General features: G+C 61.1%; 20 protein-coding genes. 7 read left to right on the forward strand and 13 right to left on the reverse strand.

Annotation, left to right across the window (positions count from 1 at the left end; all coding sequences use genetic code 11):
* Window positions 1–13: 13 nt before the first annotated feature.
* The 4 genes from CO655_RS13500 to CO655_RS13515 all read right to left on the reverse strand — a co-directional run bounded on the left by CO655_RS13500 (window position 14) and on the right by CO655_RS13515 (window position 4,444).
* On the reverse strand, window positions 14–964 hold the full coding sequence (locus CO655_RS13500; RefSeq protein WP_097665017.1) for an ABC transporter permease: 951 nt from the start codon (window positions 962–964) through the stop codon (window positions 14–16).
* Window positions 961–1,908, reverse strand: coding sequence for an ABC transporter permease (locus tag CO655_RS13505; RefSeq protein WP_097665018.1), 948 nt, complete (start codon window positions 1,906–1,908; stop codon window positions 961–963). The genes CO655_RS13500 and CO655_RS13505 overlap by 4 nt, the downstream gene beginning before the upstream one ends.
* Window positions 1,905–3,356, reverse strand: a complete 1,452-nt coding sequence (locus CO655_RS13510; RefSeq protein ID WP_097665105.1) for a sugar ABC transporter ATP-binding protein — start codon at window positions 3,354–3,356, stop codon at window positions 1,905–1,907. The genes CO655_RS13505 and CO655_RS13510 overlap by 4 nt, the downstream gene beginning before the upstream one ends.
* 71 nt (window positions 3,357–3,427) lie before the next feature.
* Window positions 3,428–4,444, reverse strand: a complete 1,017-nt coding sequence (locus CO655_RS13515; RefSeq protein WP_097665020.1) for an ABC transporter substrate-binding protein — start codon at window positions 4,442–4,444, stop codon at window positions 3,428–3,430.
* Window positions 4,445–4,720: 276 nt separating this feature from the next.
* Between CO655_RS13515 and CO655_RS13520 the strand changes: the two genes are divergently transcribed.
* The gene (locus CO655_RS13520; protein WP_097665022.1) at window positions 4,721–5,965 is read left to right on the forward strand and encodes a sensor histidine kinase; all 1,245 of its coding nucleotides are present in this window, start codon (window positions 4,721–4,723) and stop codon (window positions 5,963–5,965) included.
* 119 nt (window positions 5,966–6,084) lie between these two features.
* Entirely contained in the window at window positions 6,085–6,807 is a 723-nt protein-coding gene (locus CO655_RS13525; RefSeq protein ID WP_097665023.1) for a response regulator transcription factor, read from the forward strand.
* Window positions 6,808–6,853: 46 nt separating this feature from the next.
* Here the strand turns inward: CO655_RS13525 and CO655_RS13530 are convergent, their stop codons facing one another.
* The 5 genes from CO655_RS13530 to CO655_RS13550 are packed head-to-tail and all read right to left on the reverse strand — an operon-like array spanning window position 6,854 to window position 12,123.
* Window positions 6,854–7,579 (reverse strand): ribonuclease activity regulator RraA, encoded by a 726-nt coding sequence (locus tag CO655_RS13530; protein WP_097665025.1) that lies wholly within the window; start codon window positions 7,577–7,579, stop codon window positions 6,854–6,856.
* Between the two features lie 13 nt (window positions 7,580–7,592).
* A complete protein-coding gene (araD, locus tag CO655_RS13535; RefSeq protein WP_097665026.1) occupies window positions 7,593–9,329 on the reverse strand; it encodes an L-arabinonate dehydratase in 1,737 nt (578 codons plus the stop codon).
* A 38-nt stretch (window positions 9,330–9,367) separates the two neighbouring features.
* On the reverse strand, window positions 9,368–10,237 hold the full coding sequence (locus CO655_RS13540; RefSeq protein WP_097606284.1) for an ABC transporter permease: 870 nt from the start codon (window positions 10,235–10,237) through the stop codon (window positions 9,368–9,370).
* A gap of 4 nt (window positions 10,238–10,241) precedes the next feature.
* Window positions 10,242–11,060: an ABC transporter ATP-binding protein gene (locus CO655_RS13545; protein ID WP_097665027.1), complete on the reverse strand. Its 819-nt coding sequence runs from the start codon at window positions 11,058–11,060 to the stop codon at window positions 10,242–10,244.
* Window positions 11,061–11,118: 58 nt separating this feature from the next.
* Entirely contained in the window at window positions 11,119–12,123 is a 1,005-nt protein-coding gene (locus CO655_RS13550) for an ABC transporter substrate-binding protein (protein ID WP_097665029.1), read from the reverse strand.
* A 143-nt stretch (window positions 12,124–12,266) separates the two neighbouring features.
* Between CO655_RS13550 and CO655_RS13555 the strand changes: the two genes are divergently transcribed.
* Window positions 12,267–12,959: a GntR family transcriptional regulator gene (locus tag CO655_RS13555; protein WP_097665030.1), complete on the forward strand. Its 693-nt coding sequence runs from the start codon at window positions 12,267–12,269 to the stop codon at window positions 12,957–12,959.
* 117 nt (window positions 12,960–13,076) lie between these two features.
* Here CO655_RS13555 and CO655_RS13560 read toward each other — a convergent pair whose 3' ends face one another.
* Window positions 13,077–14,027 carry a helix-turn-helix domain-containing protein gene (locus CO655_RS13560; RefSeq protein WP_245423792.1) on the reverse strand — a complete coding sequence of 317 codons (951 nt, stop codon included), beginning with the start codon at window positions 14,025–14,027 and terminating at the stop codon, window positions 13,077–13,079.
* A 232-nt stretch (window positions 14,028–14,259) separates the two neighbouring features.
* On the opposite strand from CO655_RS13560, the gene CO655_RS13565 reads away from it, so the two are divergent.
* From CO655_RS13565 to CO655_RS13580, 4 genes are all read left to right on the forward strand, one after another.
* On the forward strand, window positions 14,260–15,255 hold the full coding sequence (locus tag CO655_RS13565; protein ID WP_097665106.1) for an ABC transporter substrate-binding protein: 996 nt from the start codon (window positions 14,260–14,262) through the stop codon (window positions 15,253–15,255).
* Between the two features lie 71 nt (window positions 15,256–15,326).
* Window positions 15,327–17,378: an FAD-dependent oxidoreductase gene (locus CO655_RS13570; protein WP_097665031.1), complete on the forward strand. Its 2,052-nt coding sequence runs from the start codon at window positions 15,327–15,329 to the stop codon at window positions 17,376–17,378.
* Between the two features lie 105 nt (window positions 17,379–17,483).
* Window positions 17,484–17,759 carry a type II toxin-antitoxin system ParD family antitoxin gene (locus tag CO655_RS13575; RefSeq protein ID WP_097665107.1) on the forward strand — a complete coding sequence of 92 codons (276 nt, stop codon included), beginning with the start codon at window positions 17,484–17,486 and terminating at the stop codon, window positions 17,757–17,759.
* A complete protein-coding gene (locus CO655_RS13580) occupies window positions 17,746–18,090 on the forward strand; it encodes a type II toxin-antitoxin system RelE/ParE family toxin (protein WP_097665032.1) in 345 nt (114 codons plus the stop codon). Before CO655_RS13575 ends, CO655_RS13580 begins: the two co-directional genes overlap by 14 nt.
* Before the next feature lie 307 nt (window positions 18,091–18,397).
* On the opposite strand, the gene CO655_RS13585 is transcribed toward CO655_RS13580, so the two are convergent.
* The 3 genes from CO655_RS13585 to ugpC form a co-directional block, all read right to left on the reverse strand.
* On the reverse strand, window positions 18,398–20,086 hold the full coding sequence (locus CO655_RS13585) for a glycoside hydrolase family 32 protein (protein WP_097665033.1): 1,689 nt from the start codon (window positions 20,084–20,086) through the stop codon (window positions 18,398–18,400).
* Between the two features lie 186 nt (window positions 20,087–20,272).
* Window positions 20,273–21,625 (reverse strand): NosD domain-containing protein, encoded by a 1,353-nt coding sequence (locus CO655_RS13590; protein ID WP_097665034.1) that lies wholly within the window; start codon window positions 21,623–21,625, stop codon window positions 20,273–20,275.
* Between the two features lie 103 nt (window positions 21,626–21,728).
* Window positions 21,729–22,871, reverse strand: a complete 1,143-nt coding sequence (ugpC, locus tag CO655_RS13595; protein WP_097665035.1) for a sn-glycerol-3-phosphate ABC transporter ATP-binding protein UgpC — start codon at window positions 22,869–22,871, stop codon at window positions 21,729–21,731.
* Between the last annotated feature and the right edge of the window lie 2 nt (window positions 22,872–22,873).

A 22,873-nucleotide genomic window follows, 5' to 3' on the forward strand; every position in this document is an offset into this window, starting at 1 on the left:
GTGGTCTTTCCGTTTATCGCATACCGGCCCGCCGGCCGCCGGCAAGCATGATGACGCTGATGATGATGAGGCCGGTCATGATGAGGCGGATGCCGGCGCCGAGCCCGTAGGTGTTGAGCATGGAAACAACAAGGAACATGAAGAGCGACGCGCCCCAGATGCCCGGCACGTTGGAATCGCCGCCGGCGACCGCCGTGCCGCCGATCACGACGACGGCAATCGAGGTCAGCAGATATTCCGAGCCCATGTTGAGCGCCGCGCCGCCGGAGAAGCAGGCAAGCAGATAACCCGCGACGGAAGCGAGCACGGCACAGAAGAGATAGGTGACGAAGCGCGTGCCGTCGACCGGTATGCCGGCCATGCGCGCGGCCGGCATGCTCTGGCCGATTGCCGAGATCCAGCGACCGTAGATCGTCTTCTCAAGCAGGAACCAGGCGATCAGCGAAATGAGCAGCGCGACGATCGCCACGTTCGGAATGCCGAGCGTGTTCGACGTCGTGAATTCCGCAAGCAAGCTCGGCGGTTTGATGCGCAGTCCGCGGTTCGTCCAGATCGCCGCGGACTGCACGATGAAGCTCATCGACAGCGTGGCGATGATCGGCGGAATCCGGAGCGCCTTGATGAGCACATAGTTGCCGATGCCGACGGCAAGGCCGATGACGATGGCAATGAGGAGCCCCGGCAGGATCATTCCGTTTTCGACATTCATCAGTTTCAGCGCCACCGTTCCGGCCAGCGTCATGGTGGCGGGAACCGAAAGATCGATGTTGCCGGGACCGAGGGTGATGACGAACATCTGGCCGATGCCGACGATGACCGAGAAGGCGGCGAAGGTGAGGGCGGCCTGCGACAGGCCGAGCGTGCTGGCGCCGAATGTGACCATGATCGTCAGGAACCAGACGACGAAGGCGGCAAGCCATGACCAGATCCAGGGTTTGCCGATAAGATTGAGGCGAAACGTCATCGGCGTTTCTCCCGCTTCTCCAAGCGGTTGAGCATCAGCCGCAGCGCCAGCACGATGATCAGGATCGCGCCCTGGGCGCCGATCTGCCAGTCCGGCGAGATGCGCAGGAAGGACAGGAACGAGCCGGCGAGCGTCAGTGTCAGCGCGCCGATGACGGCGCCGATCGGAGAGACGCGGCCGCCGATGAACTCGCCGCCGCCGAGGATGACGCCGGCGATCGACAGAAGCGTGTAGCGCAGCGCGATGTTGGCGTCGGCCGAGGTCGTGAGGCCGACGAGGGCGATGCCGGCAAGCACGGCGAAGACACCGGCAAGTCCATAGGCGGCGGCGCGGGCGGCGACGATCGACCAGCCGGCGCGTTCGACCGAGCGCTGGTTGCCGCCGATGCCGCGGATCAGCACACCGAGCGAGGAGCGCGTGACGAGAAGATGGGCGACGGCGGCAATGACGATGCTCGCAACGATCGCCATCGGCGCCAGCGGCGGCTTGACGGTCATCAGCCAGCGCACCCAGTCCGGCGCCTGCCCGCCCGGCGCCGGCAGCAGCATCACGGCAAGGCCGCCCCAGACGAAGCTCATGCCGAGGGTCACGACGATGGATGGCAGGTTGCGCAGATGGATGACGACGCCGAGCGCCGCATAGGCCGCAATCGCGCCGGCGAGGATCAGGATTCCGATGACAGGGGTATCGCGCAGAAACGTGGCACTGACACAAGCGACGAAGCTGACAAAGGTGCCCATCGACAAATCGAGATCGTTGACGGCCATGACAAGCATCTGGGCGATCGTTGCCAGCGCGATCGGCACGGCCAGATTGAACAGCAGGTTGAGCCCGACATAGCTCATGGCGCGCGGCTGCAGCCAGAAGACGGAGCCAAGCAGCAGGGTCAGCGACAGGGCGGGAATGGCAAGACGCATCGCGTCCGAGGAGAGCCGGAACGTCATGCGGCGACCCCTTCGAAAGAGGCAGCGATGATGTTCGTCTCGTTGACGGCATCGCCGGCGAGTTCCGCGGTAATACGGCCTTCGCGGAAGACGTAGACGCGGTCGCAGAGGCGAACCTCGTCCATCTCGGTCGAATACCAGATGAAGGTGCGCCCGCGCGAGGCTTCCTCGCGGATGATAGCGTAGACTTCCTGCTTGGTTCCGACGTCGACACCGCGCATCGGGTCGTCCATCAGAACGACCGGCGCACGCGTCGAAAGCGCGCGCGCAAACAGCACCTTCTGCTGGTTGCCGCCGGAAAGCGACAGGATGGGGTTCGCCATGTCGGGTGTACGGATTTCGATCCGCCGCCTCCAGTCGGCGCCCTTCGTCTGCTCTGCGTCCGCGAGGATCAGCCCCCGTCGCGACAGATCGCCGAGCGAGGCGATCGAAAAATTGCGCAGGACGCTCCACAGTTCGAAGACACCGTTGAGTCGGCGGTCGCCGGCGACGAAGGTGACGAGCGGATCGCGTTCGGGCAGCCAGTTGCCGGCCTGGGCGGCGTGCAAGGCGAGAAGAAGTTCGGTCTGGCCGTGGCCGGCCAGCCCCGCCAGTCCGATAATTTCGCCCTTGCGGGCGGCGAAAGACCGGCCTGCCGTCTGATGCGACAGAACGAGAGGAGCGTCGGACTGTACCCGCGCCGGGCGATCGCCGGTGTCTTCCCGCGCAACGGTGCCCATAGCCTCCACAAGGCCATGATGGTCAAATTCGCGCGCCGGACGTTCGGCAACGACGCGGCCGTCCTTCATGACGATGATGCGGTCGGCGGTTTCGAGGATCTCGTGCAGGATATGCGAGATGAAGATGACGGAGCCGCCGGCGGCGACGAAGCGGCGGACATGATCCAGCATCTGGCGGGCGAGGCTGGCGTCGAGCGACGAGGTCGGTTCATCGAGGATCACCAGCCGCGGCGCAATGCCGGCGTCGGAAAAGGCCATTGATATCTCGACCATCTGCCGTTCGGCGATCGAAAGGTCGCCGACGGCGCGGCCGCTGTCGATGCCATGGCCAGGAAAGACGGCGTCGAGGCTTTTCTCGATGATCCTTGCCGCCCGCCTGCGCCAGCCGAAACCGCCGAGATGGCGGTGCATGATGCGCGTATTTTCTGCGATGGAGAGGTTGGGGCAGAGGGACAGTTCCTGGAAGACGCAGCGCACGCCGCGAGCGCGCGCGGCGTTGATGCCGTAACGCTCCAGCCGCTCGCCATCGCTTGCCACGCTTCCTTCATGCGGCGTCAGCCCGCCATTGATCACGCTGACGATCGTCGATTTGCCGGCGCCGTTGTGGCCGACCAGGCCGACGCACTCGCCCGGCATGACGCGGAGCGTGACGCCGTCGAGTGCCCTGACGGCGCCGAAGCTCACCTTGGCGTCATCGACGGCGATCACCGCCTTCAAAACGTCATCCATGCTTGCCCGCCACACCTGATCGCAAGGAATGCCGCGCAGCCATTTGCGGCCGCGCGGCAATCGCCGGGAGATTACTTTGCCGACTCGATGACCTTGATCGCGTCCGCCTGTGTGTACTCGACGTTGGCGACGCCGCCGGCCTGGGTATTGGCGAGGTTGGTTTCGAGATTGTCCTGGTCAATCCGCAGGAAGGGCACGACAAGATCCTTCTTGACCTGCTTGCCGTCGAGGATCTGCTGGGCCACCCAGAAAGCGAGCGTCGAGACGCCGGGCGCGATGGACACGGACATCGTCTCGTAGCCTTTGGCGTCCTTCTGCTCCTTCCACCACTTCAATTCATCTTCGCGGTTCCCCATGATGATGATCGGCATCTTCCTGTCGGTCGCGGCAATCGCCTGTGCGGCGCCATAACCATCGCCACCCTGCGTCACCACGCCGACCACGTCGGGCAGGCTCGGCAGGATGCCCGCAACAGCCTTCTGCGCCACGTCCTGCGCCCAGTCGCCATGCACGGAGCCGACAATCTTGAACTGCGGGAACTGCTTGACGCCTTCGTGGATGCCGGCCGAGATCTCGTCATCGACGAAGACGCCGGCAAGGCCGCGGATCTCGAGCAGATTGCCGCCCTCTGGGAGTTTCTTCGACAGATACTCCACTTCGCTGCGTCCCATTTCCTTGAAATTGACGGCGATGCGCCAGGCGCAGGGTTCGGTGACGATGCCGTCGAAGGAAACGACGGTGATGCCGGCGTCGCAGGCTTCCTTGACCGCGCCGTTCAGCGCCGTCGGCGAGGCGGCGTTCAGCACGATCGCGTCATAACCCTGCAGGATCATGTTCTGGATTTGCGCCGCCTGTTCCGTCGCCTGGTTTTCGGCGGTGGTGAAGGGATCGGCTGCAGCAACGACGCCTGATTTTACGGCCTCGCCCGTCACCTTGCCCCAGCTCGTCAGCATGGCCTGACGCCACGAGTTGCCGGCATAGTTGTTGGAAAGGGCAATCTTCTTGCCCGAGGTATCGGCAAAGGCAGAAACGGGCATCGCGGCGCAAGCAACAGCGGCCGATGCCAGAAGCATCTTACGAATTGTCATGTCTTCCTCCCTCATGATCGCGCCGGTCGGCCGATCGCTTCACTCCCGTTGGACGCAAGGGTCCGAGTGAAAATTGTTCTTGCACTGAGCTTCCTCCTCTCAGTAAGGGCAGGATGGGGGAGATCGGCAGGCCTGTACAGGGGCAAGGCGGCAAGTCGTTTGCGGGTTTTGCGCAATAAGCTGCGGGTTTACGCAAGACGGCGGCGTTTCCGCGGCGCTTACTGGGAAAGGATCATGGCAGGTTGAGGAGCCTGTCGTGACGGGGAGGAACTGACAATGCTGCAACTTGCACCCGCAGCCCTGTTCGACCATTATCTCGGCATTTCCCGGCTTCTCGCCGGCCAGCTCGATTTCCGCTCGGCGATCCGCTCCGTCGCGGCCGAGGTCGCCCATATCATCCCGCACGATCATCTCGACGTCTGCGTGCTGCTTGAGGGCGGCAACTACCACACGGCCTATGAGACCGGCATCGAGACTGCCTGGGGCGAAATCGCGGGCGCGCCGGTGGTCAACAGCCCCATTCGTTCGCTGCTGCGGGGCGAGGTCGACTTTCTGCTTGCCGACGATGCCATGACGGATCCGCGCTTCCATTTCGAGGGCGCGTTCAAGCGTCCGATCGTCGAACAGTCTCTGAGAAGCCGCCTGCATGTCCCGATGAAGGTGCAGGGCACGATCATCGCAGCGCTGTCCTGCTCGTCTCACAAAGCGGGCGTCTATACGATGGAGGATATCGAGCGCGCCCGCATCATCGCCGATCTGCTGACGCCCTATTTCTTCGCGCTGCAGACTGCCGAACAGGCGCAACGCTCGGCGATCGTGGAGGCGGAGGCCCGCGCCCGTGAGGAGGGATTGCGGCAAGGCGCCCTGAAACTAACGGAAGCACTGGAGCAGGAGCGTCAGAGGATCGGCATGGACCTTCACGACCAGACGCTTGCCGACCTGACGCGGCTGGCGCGCCGGATTGATCGGCTGTCGCGCAATGGCGAGGTGACGGCCGAGGCGCTGGAGCCTGTTTCACGATCGCTGCAGCACTGCATGCAGGATCTGCGGCAGATCATCGAGCAGGCCAAACCCTCCGTTCTCCAGCTCTTCGGCCTCGCCCAGGCAATCGAGCATCATCTCGACCGATCGACGCGCGATACCGGATCGGCGATCGAATGGGGCCTGGCCGATGAGACGAATGGCGCGCTGGAGCAGCTGGAACCGACCGTCAGCGTCGCCTTGTTCCGGATCGCCCAGGAGGCGATCAACAATGCCGTGCGCCACGCCGCGCCCCTGGCCATCATGGTGCGGCTCGAGGCGGACAAGGAACAGCTGTCGATCGAAATTTCCGACGACGGGACAGGGCTCTCCAAGGTCCGGGGACGGATCGGCGGCGGCATCGACAATATGAAAACCCGCGCCCGGCTGATCTCGGCGCGTTTTACGACGGGACCCGGCCACAACAACCGAGGAACCGCGGTCCGCGTCGTGCTGCCGCTAGAACAGGATGATTTTAGGCCCGGTCGGCCTAAAATCTGAATCCTGTTCTAAATTAAAGAGTTAGAGCATGATGTCGTCGAAAACCGCTCACACTTTTCGGCATCATGCTCTAGCGCCGAACGGGCCGGCGGGCGAACCAAACTGAGGAGCAAGGCGAAATGAAGGTTCTGATCGTCGAGGACGACCCGCTGCACCGGTCCTATCTGCACGAGGCGGTCAATGCCGCCCTGCCGGAATGCGATACGGTGATCGAGGCGGAGAATGGGACCGCCGGCGAAAAGCTCGCCCGCGACCATAAGTCGGCGCATATCGTCATGGACCTGCAGATGGCCAATAGAAACGGCATAGAAGCGGCGCGAACGATCTGGAAGGAGCGGCCGGAAACACGCATCCTGTTCTGGTCGAATTATTCGGACGAAGCCTATGTGCGCGGCGTCTCGCGCATCGTGCCGGATGGCGCGGCCTATGGCTATGTCCTGAAATCGGCTTCCGACGAGCGGCTGAAGCTTGCGCTGCGTTCGATCTTTATAGAGAGCCAATGCGTCATCGACCGCGAAGTGCGGGGACTGCAGCAGAAGAGCCTCGGCCAGACGAACGGCTTCACCGACTCCGAGTACGAGATCCTCGTCGATATCGCGCTCGGCCTGACCGACCGTGCTATCGCCAAACGCCGTGGCCTGTCGCTGCGCAGCGTGCAGAACCGGCTGCAGCAGCTCTATGACAAGCTCGACGTCTATCAGACCGCCGGCGACGATCACGAAGACGGCCGCTTCAACCTGCGCGCCCGCGCCGTGACCGTCGCGTTGTTACGCAAGCTACTGAATTACAGCGCATTGGAACGGGCCGAGGCAGAGCTGCAGGAGTGGCTTGACGGAAAATAGCCGGGGGCGGGGCCTTCGGCTCGAGCGCAGGCCCCTTTGGGCAAACTCAGCGGCCGTTTTCTTTTCGCCAGGCCTCATATTTCTGCCGATGTTCGTCCTTGGTGCAGGGGTAAAGGCCGATGATTGTTTCGCCGGCCTTCACCTGCTCGAGAACGAAGTCCTCGTAGCTTTCCATATTCGCGCATTCATCCGCGAGTTCATCAGCCAGATGGGCCGGGATGACCATGACGCCGTCGCGGTCGCCGACCAGGACGTCGCCGGGAAATACGGCAACATCGCCGCAGGAAATCGGCACGTTGATGTCAAGCGCTTCGTGCAAGGTGAGATTGGTCGGGGCCGACGGCTTGGCGTAATAGGCCGGCATGTCAAGCGCTCCGATCCCTTCAGCATCGCGAAAACCGCCGTCGGAGACGACGCCCGCCGCGCCGCGGAGCGCCAGCCGGGTGATCAGGATGGAACCCGCCGTCGCCGCCCTTGCGTCCTTGCGCGCGTCCATCACCAGCACCTGCCCTGGAGGGCATGTCTCCATCGCGACTCTCTGCGGGTGATTTGGGTTCTGAAAAACCGTGATCGGATTGCGATCTTCACGGGCGGGAATATAGCGCAGCGTGAATGCCTGTCCGACCATCACCTCCGCCTTAGGCGCCACCGGCACGACCCCCTGGATGAACTGGTTTCGAAGGCCGCGCTTGAAGAGGGCGGTGGCGATCGATGCGGTGGAGATCTTCTTGAACTTCGCCCGGGTAGCGTCGCTCAGCACGTAATCGGTCATGCTCATTCCTCCCTCAATAAATATCCGGTTCGCCGGCGCTTTTGCCGAAACCCGTTTCAAGAAAATCGAAGTCACAGCCCTGGTCGGCCTGGGTAACGTGGCGGGAGAACATCCAGCCATACCCCCGCTGGAAATGCGGCTCCGGCGCCTTCCAAGCGTCGCGGCGGCGGACGAGTTCGGCCTCGTCCACCAGCATGTCGAGCCGGCGGTTGGGCAGGTCGAGGCGCACGATGTCACCGGTTCTCAGCAGCGCCAGAGGTCCGCCGATATAGCTCTCCGGCGATACATGCAGAATGCAGGCGCCGTAGGAGGTGCCGGACATGCGGGCGTCGGAAATGCGCAGCATGTCGCGATGCCCCTGTTTGATCAGCGCCTTCGGGATCGGCAGCATGCCCCATTCCGGAAAGCCGGGACCGCCGAGCGGCCCGGCATTGCGCAGCACGAGGACGTGGTCGGGCGTGACGTCGAGGTTTTCGTCATCGATCGCCTTCTTCATCTCGGGATAGCTGTCGAAGACCAGCGCCGGCCCTTGATGCACATGAAATCTCGGATCGCAGGCCGCCGGCTTCATCACCGCGCCGTTCGGGCAGAGATTGCCGCGCAGGACGGCGAGCGATCCCTCGTGATAGACCGGATTCGAAAGCGGCCGGATGACATCGTCGTTATAGACCTCGGCACCGATCAGGTTTTCGCCCATGGTCTTACCGGTGACGGTCAAAGCCGTCAGGTCCAGCCGGTCCTCGAGCTGTTTCATCAGCGCCCGCAACCCGCCCGCGTAGAAGAAATCCTCCATCAGATAGTCTTTTCCCGAGGGGCGGACATTGGCGATGAGCGGCGTCACCCGCCCCAGCAGGTCGAGATCGTCGAGCGTCAGGTTGATGCCGGCGCGCCTGGCCATCGCGATCAGATGGACGACGGCGTTGGTGGAGCAGCCGGTGGCCATGGCGACGATCGCCGCGTTGCGGCATGCCGCTTCCGTGACGATCCGCTCGGGCGTCAGATCTTCCCAGACCATCTCGACGGCGCGGCGGCCGCAGGCGGCCGACATCCGCTGGTGGTTGGCATCAACGGCAGGAATGGACGAGGCGCCAGGCAGCGTCAGCCCCATCGCATCGGCAATCGCCGTCATGGTGCTGGCGGTGCCCATCGTCATGCAGGTGCCGGCCGAGCGGGCGATGCCGCCCTGAACGCCGAGCCACTCGGCATCGGTAATGTTGCCGGCACGGCGCTCGTCCCAATATTTCCACGCATCCGAGCCGGAGCCGAGGATTTTGCCGGCGTAATTGCCGCGCAGCATCGGCCCGGCCGGCAGGTAGATCATCGGCGCGCCGGCCGACAGCGCCCCCATGACGAGGCCGGGCGTAGTCTTGTCGCAGCCGCCCATCAGCACGACACCGTCGAGCGGATGCGAGCGGATCGTCTCCTCCGTCTCCATCGCCAGCATGTTGCGGTAGAGCATGGAGGTCGGCTTCGTGAAGCTTTCGTCGACCGACAGCGACGGCATTTCAACCGGGAAGCCGCCGGCCTGCGAGACGCCGCGCTTCACATCCTGCACACGCTCCTTGAAGTGGGAATGGCAGGTATTGAGCTCGGACCAGGTGTTGAGGATGCCGATGATCGGCTTGCCGCGAAAATCCTCCTCGGCATAACCGAGCTGCATCATGCGCGAGCGGTGGCCGAAGCTGCGCAGATCATCAGGCGCAAACCACCGCGCGCTACGCAAGGTTTCCGGGGCTTTTCTATGTGTCATGAGGATACCTTCTCGGGATGGGAAAGCCGTATTCGCGGCTATTCCTTCATTCCCCATTTCTGGATGGTGTGGCGCTCGATCGTCTGGAAGACCAGGTTTTCGACGATCAGGCCGATGATGATCACGGTCAAGAGGCCAGCGAAGACTGCCGGAATATCGAGAAGGTTGCGGTTCTCGAAGATGAACCAACCAAGCCCTCCTTGGCCCGAGGAGACGCCGAAGACGAGCTCGGCGGCAATCAGCGTGCGCCAGGCGAAGGCCCAGCCGATCTTCAGGCCTGTGAGAATGGAAGGGAAGGCGGCAGGCACGAGGATCCGCAGCACATAGGAAATGCCCGTCAGTCCGTAGTTCGCGCCGACCATGCGCAAGGTGCGCGAGACCCCGAGGAAACCGGAATGGGTATTCAGCGCCACCGCCCAGAGAACCGAATGCACGAGCACGAAGACCAGGCTGGAGGCGCCGAGGCCGAACCAGATCAGCGCCAGCGGCAGAAGCGATATGGCCGGCAACGGATTGAACATCGCCGTCATCGTTTCGAGAAAATCCGTGCCGATGCGGGTGTTGATGGCGAGCACGGTCAGGAGTGCGGCGAGCACCGTGCCGAGCGCGTATCCCATGAATAGGATCTGCAGCGTCGTCCAGATGCGGGCCGGCAGCGTGCCGTCGGCGAAACGGTCGATCAGCGTGATGATCGTGTCGCTGAGCGTCGGGAACAGAAGGGGATTGTCGAGATAGGAGGCATAAACCTGCCAGACGATCGCCAGTGTGACGATCAGCAATGTCTTGCGCAATGCGCCGATCCCCCAGAGCGTTTCGAATGCACTGAGCCTCTGTTCGACCGGCTTGACATTGTCGTAGGGCTTGGCAGCCTCGACATCGGTCGCAAGAATGATGTTTGCGGACAACATGGCTTTATTCCTTGTGGCCGGGTTCCGAGGAGAACAGCAGGTTATGGATGTCACGCTCGAGGACTGCGGCGCTGCCGTCTTCGTGGCTGACCTTGTCGACATCCACCACTTCCGCCTTGACCCTGCCCGGATGCGGCGACAGAAGCAGGATCCGGTTCGAGATCTTGATCGCTTCGGCGATCGAATGGGTGACAAAGATGACGGTAAACTTGGTGTCTTCCCAAAGCTGGAGCAGCTCGTCCTGCATCTGCCGGCGGGTGAGGGCGTCGAGCGCGGCGAAAGGCTCGTCCATCAGCAGGATATCCGGCTGCATCGCCATGCCGCGGGCGATCGCGACGCGCTGCTTCATGCCGCCGGACAGCGTGTGTGGGTAGCTGTCGACGGCGCGGGTCAGCTTCACCTTGTCAATATACTCGCGCGCCAATGCTTCGGCTTCGCCCTTCGGCAGCTTGCGGGCGACCAGCAGTGGGAACATGACGTTCTCGAGCACCGTTTTCCAGGGCATCAGCTGGTCGAACTCCTGGAAGACCATCATGCGGTCGGGCCCCGGACACTTCACCTGGCGCCCGTTGATATGGATCGAGCCTGCCGACGGCGTCATGTAGCCGCCGACGGCTTTGAGAAGCGTTGACTTGCCGCAGCCGGACGGACCGAGCAGCACGAACCTGTCGGATTGGCGGACGGAGAAACTGACGCCCTCGGTGGCGGTGACCAAGAGATTCGGGGTCTTGTAGCGCAGCGTCACATTGTCGACCTTGAGGAGGGGCTCTCTCTCGGCCGCCGGTGCGGTCTCGTTGCCGGTGCGGGCAATGGCCTGAAGCATTGGAATTACTCCTTGAAGAGGGGGAGCGGCGGCTCTGAAGCACCGCTCCCGGGGGCCGTCAATTGCCGTTGAGATAGGCGGAGTCGGCCAGGTAATAGTCGGTCCAGGCCTTCGGCATGGTCTTGAGCGTACCGATCTTGTGCAGATGCTCGGCGAACTTCATCGTGCCCTGCGGGTCGGTGCGCCATTCATCCATGCCCGGCTCCTTCAACATGGCGAGCAGATCATCGAGGCTGGTCTTGTCGCCCGACACCGTCTTGTAGGCTTCAAGGGCTGCCTTGGGGTCCTTCTTGATGAAGGCGACCGCTTCTTCCGTCGCCTCGCGCAGCGCCTTGACGATCTTCGGGTTGGCGTCGGCGAATGTCGTGGTGGTGAAGAAGGTCGCCTGCGTCAGCGCACCTCCCAGGATCTCCTTGGAATCGGTCACCCTGTGCACGCCCTGCTGCTTCAGCTCGATATATTGGAAAGGCGGCGCTGCGAAATGGTTCTTCACTTCGTGGTTCGGGTTGGCGATTGCCGCAACCGCGTCCGGATGTCCGAGCTGAACGGTGTTGGGATCGAATGTCTTGACCTTGTCCTCACCGAACATCTTCGCCGCCGCCATCTGCAGCAGGATGGCCTGGGTGGACACTCCGACGGTCGGCACGGCGATCTTGTCGGACGGCGTGATGTCCTTCAGCGACTTGATGCGCGGATCATTGCTGACCATGATTACCGGCTGCGCGGAGCTGGTGATGATCCCCTTCACCTTTCCCCTGGTGCGATCCCAGAGCAGAAGCAGGTTGCCGGTGCCGGTATTGACGATGTCGACGTTGCCGGCCAGCAAGGCATCGGTCTGAGCGCCGCCGCCGCTGAAGGTCCGCCATTCGACAGTCACATCAGCCACACCATCGGCGGCCGCGTGCTTTTCGATCAGCTTCTGCGTCTCCATGACATGGCTGGCGAGATAGAGGATGCCCGGCTGACGGGTGATCGAAATAGCGGTCTTCTCCTGCGCCTGGCTGGCCGAAGCAAGGCCGAGCGTGACGGCCGCGGCCACAAGACAATGTTTCAGAATTTGCATCTGGTCCTCCCAAAGGATGCGGGCCTCAGCCCTCTGCCGCCTTTCCCGAGGCGGATTTCATCATTGAAGCACTAATGCATCAGTGCATCAACCCAAAAAATGTGATTTAGTCGATTTGCACGACGCGAAAACAGGGCAGGGACATGAGCGGAATGGTTCGGGAAAGCCAGTTGGATCGGTCACGACAGGTGGCGCTGCAGATCCACGAGATATTGCGAGCAAGGATACTGACGGTGGAGCTTGCGCCGGGGACGGTCCTGTCGCGCGCCTCGCTGCAGCTGGAATTCGGGGTGAGCCAGACCCCTGTGCGCGATGCCTTGATGCGGCTTCAGGAGGAAGGACTTGTCGAAGTCTATCCGCAATATGCGACGGTGGTCGCCAAGATCGACACCGACCATGCGCGGCAGGCGCAGTTTCTGCGACTATCGATCGAGCTTGAGGCCGTGCGGCGGCTGACCGAGGAGTCGCCGGGCGAGACGGCGGCGGAACTGCGCGAGATCCTGGCGCGGCAGAAGGCAGTTGGATCTCCGGAAACCTATGACACCTTCGACGACATTGACCGCGATTTTCACCGGAAGCTCTACGAGAGGGCGGGCATATTGCAGCTTTGGGCCAATGTCCGGCGCCAGAGCGTGCATCTCGACCGGTTGCGGCGCCTCAACCTCCCGATGCCGGGCAAGATGCAGACGGTCCTGGCCGACCACGAAGCAATCGTCGACGCCATCGCGTCGGGTAAGCCTGAAGCAGCGACGGCGGCGCTCAGAAAACATCTATCGGGCACGCTGTCGATCATCGATGTGATCCGGGCCCAATACCCGAATTATATTCGCGGCTGACGTTCGAACGACGTCGGCGTGGCGAAAGAGGCTATGCTCGCGCAGCCTTGCGAAAACCCGGATCGCCCGCGGATCGAGGAGCCAACTGATCCTCAAGCCTGGTCAGACAGGAATGCGTTAGCGCACTCCCAGTTCGCGATGCGACCGGCGGAGTTTTGCCGGCGTGACGTGATAGGTTCGCCGGAACCAGTTCACCAGATGGGCGCAATCTGTAAATCCGCATTCATAGGCGATCTGCGCGATAGATCGGTCGCTGTTGAGCACCATCCATTTCGCCGCCTTCAGGCGCATCCGGCGCCAATATTCGCCTGGAGCGACCTGCAGATGTTTCTGGAAAAGCCGGGAAAGCTCTCGTTCCGATGTACCGACGCCGGCTGCGATATCGGCAAGCGAACAGAGCTCGTACATTTTCTGCCGCATCAGCCCTATCGCATTCGTAACGCGGCGATCCCCGCACTTCATACCGAGATCCGGCTCTTCGATTGCCCCTTCTCTGTCGAAACCATGATCACCGAGAAGATAGTGAAACGCCTTGTCCGCACGGGACTCGCCACAGGCATTCGACACCAGATACATTGCGAGCTTGATCGACGCCAATCCGCCGGGACAGGTTATGATATTTCCGTCTACCACGACGGGCCGGTCGGTAACGGGGGTGATGTCGGGAAAGGTCTGGCGCAACAGTCCCGCCAGCGTGAAATGAACCGCGCATCTTTTTTCGGCAAGCAGGCCGGCCTCGGCGAGCACGAAACTTCCCGAGCAGTTGCCGGCCACCGGCACGCCTTGGCGCACGGCATCGGTCACGAAGGCGTAGAGTTCCGGCGGGATCCTGTGGTCGGCGTGGAGAATGCCTCCATGCACGACGATGAAGTCATAATCGCCAGGATCCCCGTACGTCCTGCCCGGCGTCAGCTCCAGGCCGCAACTTGACCGTATCGGATCGAGATTATGCGACAGCAGCTCCCAGTCACAGTAGATGCGCCGGCTGAAATCGCCTTCATCACCCGCCAGCCGGAGAAAATCCGTGAAGCAGGCAAGCGGCATCAGGGTGAAGTTCGGCGTCGCCACGATCCCACCCTGAGCGGCGCGGCGATGTCAGGCGGCGGCTTGCTTGGCCCTGATCGGGAATAATCGCGCTGCAGATGAAGGTCCTCCAGGCCATCGAAATTGTCCTAAACGTACAATACCGCGGCGGCCAAGACAAATACCATCGATTTGCGTTGGGAGGCGCGGCGCCGAAGCCCGGAAAACCGGCCCTCCCCACCAAGCACACATGTCAAAAGCGCAAAAGGGGAACATGATGAAGAATCTTCTCGCAGTCTCGACGGTCGCGCTGATCGCCGGCATCGCATCCAACGCCAGCGCCGCTTGCGGCACGGTCAGTGTCGCCAATATGAACTGGCAAAGCGGCGAACTTCTCGCTCACGTCGATAAGTTCATTCTCGAGCATGGTTTCGGCTGCCAGGTGGAGTTCGTTCCCGGCGACACGGTGCCGACGATCACCTCGATGGTGGAAAAAGGACAGCCGGACATTGCCGGCGAGGCCTGGGTCGACCTTGTCCCGGAGATCGTCAAGCGCGGCGTCGACGAGGGCAGAATTGTAAATATCGGACCAGCTTTGTCCGATGGCGGCATCCAGGGCTGGTATATACCGAAATTCATCGTCGACGCCCATCCCGAGATCAAGACGGTCGATGACGCCTTCGCACATCCGGAGCTTTTCCCAGCGCCCGAGAACACGTCGAAGGGAGCGGTCTTCAACGGTCCGACAGGATCGGGCGGCTCGGTCGTCAGCGCCCAGCTTTTCAAGGCCTATGGCGGCGAAGCCAAGGGCTTCGACCTCGTCGATCCCGGAACCCAGGCCGGCCTCGACGGCGCCATGGCGCGCGCCTATGAACATAAAGAAGGATGGATGGGTTATTACTGGTCGCCGACCGCCCTTCTCGGGAAGTATTCCATGGTCCGCCTGGAAGCGGGCGTTCCGCATGATGCGGCGGAGTGGAAGCGCTGCAACACCGCTTCGGACTGTCCCGATCCCAAGAAGAACGAGTGGCCGAAGGACCATGTCGTAACACTTGTGTCTGAGAAACTGGCAGCGAGCGGCAATGCCGGCGTCATGGACTATCTCCGCAAGAGATCATGGGACAATCAGACCGTCAGTTCGGTCATGTCCTGGATGACCGATACCCAGGCGGGCGGTGAAGACGGCGCCGTCCACTTTTTCAAAGAGCATCCGGAGATCTGGAAGTCGTGGCTGAGCGCCGACGTGGCGGAAAAAATCACCGCCGCTCTGTAAATTATAAAAGGCGCGGGCCGGCGAGGCCCGCGCACCCCGCCAGCAGACCGTGAAAGCCGCCAGGATTCAAGATGACGACCTCCTTTCCAAAGACCTTCTCCGAGATCACACTTGCCGGCCACAGGCTGCGCAACAGGATCGTATTCGGCGCCCACACGGCAAACATGTCGGTGAACGGGCTGCCGGGCGATCAGACGATCGCCTATTACGTCGAGCGGGCGATCGGCGGGGCGGCGATGATCGTCGTCGAGCCGATGCCTGTGCACCCCGCCACCGTGCTGACGCGCGGCAATTTCCGGACATCGGACGATTCCGTCATCCCGGCATTCCGGAAGTTGACCGAAAATGTGAAGCAGCATGGCGCTGTCGTCGTCCAGCAGCTTTATCATGTCGGCAGCCACGGGGATTCCGACCTTTCCTTTCATGCCCATTGGTCGCCTTCGGGAGGACCAAGCTATCACGACAGCGACGGCTCGCACGCAATGACGGAGCGTGAGATCGAGGAAACCATTGACGCCTTCGTCAAGGCGGCGCTGCGCTGTCGGGCGGCCGGCTTCCACGGCGTCGAGGTCTGGGCCGCCTATGGCGGTCTGCTCGATCAGTTCTGGACGCCGTTCTATAACCGCCGCGAGGATCGCTGGGGCGGCAGCCTCGAGAACAGGACAAGATTCTCCAGGGAAATCCTCGGCCGTATCCGACAGGCCTGCGGTCCTGATTTCATCATCGGACTGACCGTCAGCGACGAGCCGGGCTGTCCGACGGCCTTGAATCGCGAGCAGTTGACGGAGATCGTTGCCGGCTTGGACGAACAGAGGCTGATCGACTACGTGACCTGCGGCTCGGGCGGATATTTCGATTATGGCAGCCTGATGCCGACCTTTCTTTATCCGGAGCGATTGGGTGTCGAGCTGTCGGCGCGCCTGAAGCAGGTCGTGAGCCATGCGCTGGTCACAGCGGAAAGCCATATTCGAACACCTGAAAACGCGGAAATCACGCTGGGAGAGGGGGCAGCCGATCTGGTGTCCATCGTCCGCGGTCAGATCGCCGACCCCCACCTTGCCAACAAGGCGCGCCTGGGAACGCCCGAGGATATTCGCGGCTGTCTGTCCTGCAATCAGATGTGCTGGGGCCGGCGGTCGCGCGACTATTGGATCAGCTGCCTGATCAACCCTTCCGTCGGGCGTGAGGCCGAATGGGGAGGCGACCGGTTCGAACCTGTCGAAAATCCCCAATCCGTGCTGGTCGTGGGAGGAGGGCCGGCCGGATTGGAAGCTGCGCGTGTGGCCGCCGAAAGGGGCCATCGGGTTATCCTTGCGGAAGCCTCGGACCGGCTCGGCGGCGCATTCCGCCTGGCCGGCGAGCAGCCGCGGCGGGCGCAGATACTGGACCTCATTCGCTGGTACGAAACCCGCTTCGAAAAACTCGGCGTTGATGTCCGCTTCAACAGCTATATCGAGGGAAGCGACGTCGCCGAGATCGGTAGCGACGTGGTGATCCTGGCAACCGGATCGCTGCCGCAGGATTCCGGCTTCCAGAAGGCCCTGCCTGATCGCCCGTCACTCGACGGGATCAAACAAGGAAACGTCTTCTCGGCCGAAAGCGTCATGGCCCGTCAGGCAAGGCTCGGCAAGCGTGTCGTCGTCATCGACGAAACCGGCGGCTGGAAGGGCTGCGGCACCGCCTGGAAGCTTGCCGAGCAGGGGCACGAAGTCGTGCTCGTCACGCCGGACGCGGTCATCGGAAAGGAACTGCAGCGCACATCCGCCGACGTTCCACTGCGCCGGACGCTCAGCATGCTCGGTGTTCAGTTCCGAACGGAAACCAGCATAGAGAGCTGGCAGGGCAACGCCACAATCCTCGTTTCCCATCTGACCGGGAAGCGGGAGGCGATCGAAGCTGACAGCCTCGTCTTCTCCACGACCAATGCTGCAGCCAACTGGCTCGCTTTGGAACTGGCCGAGCTCGGCATTCCCTTCACCGAGATCGGAGACGGCGTGGCGCCAAGGCAGGCGCCCTACGCATTTTATGAAGGCCGGCGCGCCGGCATGGCGATCGGTGCCGCCGACCCGCAGCCGGCAGGCTCAGCCGCTCGTCGATCCCATGAACCGCCGAATATAGTTTGATCCCCTCGGTCGCGCTTGCACTGCGACCGGAAGCCATGCAGACGATCAAAAACAGCTTGACATATGCGACTGGGTAGCATTCTTTTTGACGTGAAGGAGATCCTCATGAGCGTAAAATCATCGATCTCGCTGACCGAGCAACAGGATGCCTTTGCGCGATCGCTTGTCGATAATGGGCGGTATTCGAGCTTGAGTTCGGTCCTACAGCAAGGTTTGGAGCTTCTCAGGCAAAAGACGGAGGCCGAGGCCGCAGAGACGGAAGCTTTGCGGGAACTGATCCGACGGCGGTTGAATGGCCCCGCGCTATCGGATGAAGCCATGGCGGACGCGGTCGACGAGATGATCGACCGGAAACGGCGAGCTCTTCGTGTGGAGACTTGAATACTCCCGCGAAGCGGAGCGGGATTTTGAACTCATTTTCGATCACCTCTTCGCGGCTTACAGCGATCTCGGCGATGATGCGGACGAAGCCCTGGAGCGAGCGGCCGGGCGAATTCGCGAGTTGCGCTCGTCGGTTCAGCGGTTGATTGAAACGCCCCCCATCGGAACGTCGCGACCCGATATCTATCCGGGCATCCGTTTTTTGCGGCGGGACAAGGCCGTAATTTGGTTCCTGCCGAAGGAGGACCGCCAGACGATCGTCGTTGCGGCCATCTTCTTCGGCGCGCAGGACCATGTCCGGCACATGCTGAGGCGGTTGCTCGAGAGCTAAAGCCGGCACCATGTTCGAGGTTGAGAAAAGGCTGCCGGTCTAGGACGCAATGTTCGACTTGTCCTCGAGACGGAGCACGGCGGCCTCAGAAAACATCTATCCGGCACGCTATCGATCATCGATGTGATCCGAGCCCAATATCCGAATTATATTCGCGGCTGAAGTTCGAACAATCGGCCCCGCTATCGCAGGCTTTCAAGAGGCAATGCTCCCGCAATCTGGCGGAAGCTATGCCGCTATCCGCCGAAGCGGACCCGCCCGTTGATGCAGGAAGCATATCGACCATTGCATCGCCCACAGGAAGGAATCATTCCGGATGCCTTTCAAATACCTCCACTCGTGCAGAGGATGAGATTTCCAGTCGATCGGGGTCTATGTTCACGTAGCCGCGGCGGGTTCCACAAACCGCTCCGCCATCGGCGAATATCTCGACGATTCCGCGGTCATGAAACAGACGAAGGTCCTTCCCGCCGCCAAGCTCCGCCACGTATTGGATCGAGCCATCGTCCTGGGCGAGCCGGATCGAAAGAATACCGTCGGCGACTCCCACCTCGAAAGCAAGTTCGCCGCCCACCGTCGCGACAAGCCTGCTGCCCTGCAGCGAGCCGGAAAGCCGGATCTCGATCGGACCGCCGGGCAGTGAGTAGCCGCCGATTTGGCCCGCGGCGAGGGGGATGGCGACATAGTGCTCGTCGACCTCGATCGCCGGCAGCATGCATATCTTCTTCTTGTCTTCACTAAGAGTTAGAACGCGGGGCAAGGACATTTCGCCGGAATAGGCTGAACCGTCCGGCTTGCGGTATTCCCAGTTGAAAAGCCATGCAAAGGCGATCTGCCGCCCTTCGGCTTCAAAACTCTGCATCGCGTAATAGTCAGTCCCGAAATCCACCAGTTGCAGCTCGGGCGTATCGGGCACAAAGCGATCGTCGATAAACTCGCCGATCAGGGCGTAGAGGAGATTGTGGCGCCGTGTCGTTGGTTCGATATGGCCCACAAAGCCCATAACCAGAACCCACTTGTCCTCCAGCCGAAAGAAGTCAGGGCATTCCACTGCCCGGGCGCCTTCCTCGCGGAAATTGACGGACGCGCGGTAAAGCAGCCCCAGATACTGCCATTCGAGTCCATCGTCGGAGCCATAAAGCAGCACAGCCGGATCGTCATAAATTGATGCCCCAAGGATCATCCGATAGGCGTTGGCTGCGTCGTCCCACCAGACTTTAGGATCTCGGAAATCATGCTGCACGCCTTCCGGACGGATCTCCAGCACGGTCGCGATCCGCTCGGCGTTGATGAGGTCGCGGCCTGGTTCGGCGATCTTCTGGACTTCGCGGTAATCCGCGAAGAGATCGTAGGCGGGCAGGCGCTCCGTATAATAGAACTTTATCTTTCCGTCCCGATCCCTGAACGCGCTCCCCGAGAACGCGCCACCGGTCGCACCGAGGCGGGCGAGATTCTGTTCCGGTCGCAAGAAGACCGGCATGTGAAGCCACGCACATAGGTCGTGGCTGGTCGCATGCCCCCAATGCATCGGTCCCCAATCCGTGCCGCCGGGGTGGAACTGGTAGAACAGATGCCAGACATCGCCGATCTTGCACAACCCGTTGGGATCATTCATCCAGCCTTTCACCGGCGAGAAGTGCAGGCGTGGCCGTTGCGGGTCGGCTGCACACCAGCTGTCGATTTCGGGTCCGGTGCGCTCCACCAATTGTTCCCCGAATTCCAAAACAGTGATTCCTGTTTTCGAGACTGACCGTGGATCGTAAGCATAGGCCCAGGTGAATTCTGTTCTGCCTTCATCCCATTCGAACTCCACCTCGCCCGCTTCACGATGATGGTAGCTGTAAAATTCCGAAAACTCCGAGAAGCGTTTCACCCCCCACAAGAGCTGGTCACCCTGCAGAATGCGAAATGCGAATTCGTCTGAGCTCGGCTCCTTCGATGTCGCCCAGAATTCAACGCGCGTCCCAAGCGCCAACCGCATTTTCTGCCTTCGCATGCTGTTCCTCCACAAAGTGAATGGTCTCGACCCGATACCGCCCGGGCGCACGGCCGCTATCCCGGCCGCGGCCAGTGACTGAGGTGGCATTTCAGTTTTTCTTTTTTCGCTTGGCGTCCGATCAAGAATGAGGAACGGTCGCGTTCAAGGTCCGAGGCCGGCGATCTGAGCCGGGAGCCGCTGCCGCTACCCTATCGCTGGAGTGGCCCGGAACGCATTCATTGTTCTGTCCAACTGAACCTGTTCGTCACTGCCTGAATCGAGCACTGTGTTCCGTACGGAACCCTCTTGGACCTTCACTGCCGTGACTTCGAGCGTCTCCAAATTGCTCGTTGAAAGCAATGCGCCCACTTGTGTTGAAAAGCAGGCACTTTCTGGTGCATCGCTGCTTTGCGATTTTTCGGTCGTGGCCACGATGTGATTATTGGCGATGTAATTTCCGCTCCCGGAAACCAGGTTGATAATCACAGGCTTTGCGGCGATCGGCTTGATATACTGAGTATCGATCGTTTCCGAGATGTGGTTTGCGATGACCGAGTTGTTGCTCCCGTCAATGCGCAAAAGTCCGAACAAATCATCCAGCCCGTTGTCGTACTTCTGCATCGGCGCCCATGGTTCGCGATCTCGCAACAGGTGGTTTGAGGAGACCAAATTCTCGCAGCTGTTATCGGCGAGAACCAACATTCCGGGATAAAAGGAGTGGAATCTATTTCCTGTGACCGCGGAACGGACGACGCCGGAAAAATAGATGCTGCTGGCTCCTCGAGGGAACACGTTGTTTGAGGATATCAGAACACCCCCATAGTTTTCCGCGAAAATGGAATAGCCCCTGTAGCCGGCTCCCATGAAATTATTCGCTATTCTTGACGCCTGCCCCATGCCTTTCAATTCGATACAGTTGCCGCACTCGGCAATGAAATTGTTATCTATCGCGAGCGCATCTGCATCATGAACAGTCACTCCATGCTCCAGATAGATAAGACCCATCCCGGTTATTCGGAATGAGTCGTTGGCGCTGCCTACATAGATTCCGGTTTTGCCGTTCTTGTATGTATTTTCTGCGTCATGTTGCCCCGAACCATCGTCAATGAAGTGCAGGCCGTCGATGCAGAAGTCGGCAAACTCCACGGAGCTTATGCGAGGATTTCCGGTGCGCTTAACATAAAACGCGGCGCCTGCCGCCTCACCGTCGGCGGTCTCCGGAGATGTGTCGACGAGTACGCGGCTTCCGCCCGGCCATACTTCATGCCAGTGTCTCAGCTCGTTTGCGGGTACGTTGAAACGAATGCTCGAAGACGTAAAGCCATGCCCGGAGCCCACGATCTTCAGATAGCTCACGTCGATAACGACTTGAGTGACAAGTCGGTAATCGCCTGGCGGTATATAGATAACCGCTCCAGGTTTTCCGCCGTCATTCAGATCGGATTCGGGTTGTCCTCTTTTGATATCGGCAATGATGCTGTTGATGACCGCTCCAATATCCTCATAGGGATTCCCTGCGGGATATTTCGTTACATCGAAGCAGTTTTCGCTAGCCATTGTTAATGTCTCCTCGGACATTTCTTACTCCACAGCGAGAGTAGACTGATGGTTGCTCGCAAGGCGCCTGGGGAAATGCGTTCAAGCAGCGCTCTGTTTCTGATCACCAGATGCTGGTGCGGGTGTCAGGCCTAAAGAAGTGAAGTTCTTCCGCATCGACAGCGATGCGCGCAACGTCACCGGCGCGGACTGTGCTCTTCGGAGAAAACCGGGCGACAGCAGCTTTATCGTTGCCGATGTCGGCGATGGCGTCCGGGTCGCCGGCATCCACCCAAGGCGCGTCGATATTCAGATGCACCATGGATTCAGAACCCAGCGCCTCGACAAGAGTGACCGGGGCCGAGATCTCGGCCGAAGAAGGTCGGATTGCGGCGTCGTTCATGTGCTCGGGCCGGATACCGACAATGACCTGACGGTTAGACGCACCGTTGAGCGAGGGGCGATATTCGAAAACCCGATCAGGGATTTCGAAACTGTTGTTGCCCAGGGTCAGCGTCCTGCCATTCAGAACGGCCTCGTACAAGTTCATCGAGGGCGATCCGATAAAGGCGGCGACAAAGACGTTGTCAGGGCGATTGTACAGGTTTTGCGGTGTGTCGACTTGCTGCAGCACGCCGCCTTTCATGACAGCGACGCGATCACCCATCGTCATCGCCTCGACTTGGTCGTGGGTCACATAGATCGTGGTGACATTCAGTTTTCTTTGCAGGCTGGCAATCTCGGCCCGCATCTGCACGCGCAGCTTGGCATCGAGGTTCGACAATGGTTCATCCATCAGGAAGGCTGCCGGCTTGCGGACGATCGCCCGCCCCATGGCGACGCGCTGGCGCTGTCCGCCGGAGAGAAGCGCCGGCTTACGGTCGAGCAATGTCGTCAATTCGAGAATGCGCGCCGCCTCGTTCACGCGGCTGTCGATCTCAGCCTTGGGCAGTCCGGCCATCAGCAACGGAAAGGCGATGTTTTCGCGCACCGTCTTATGCGGATAGAGCGCGTAGGATTGGAAGACCATGGCAATGTCGCGGTCTTTGGGATCTACATCGTTTACGACCCGGCCACCGATCTTGAGTTCACCGCCGGAAATGCTCTCCAGGCCTGCGATCATTCTGAGCGCTGTCGACTTCCCACATCCGGACGGACCGACAAACACCATGAACTCGCCGTCCTTGATGTCGAAGTTGAGGTCATGCAGAGCGTGAAAGCTGTTTCCGTAGATCTTGTTGATATTGCGCAGTTCTACACCGGCCATGC

Source organism: Rhizobium sp. M1 (assembly GCF_002531805.1).
Lineage (GTDB): Bacteria > Pseudomonadota > Alphaproteobacteria > Rhizobiales > Rhizobiaceae > Rhizobium > Rhizobium etli_C.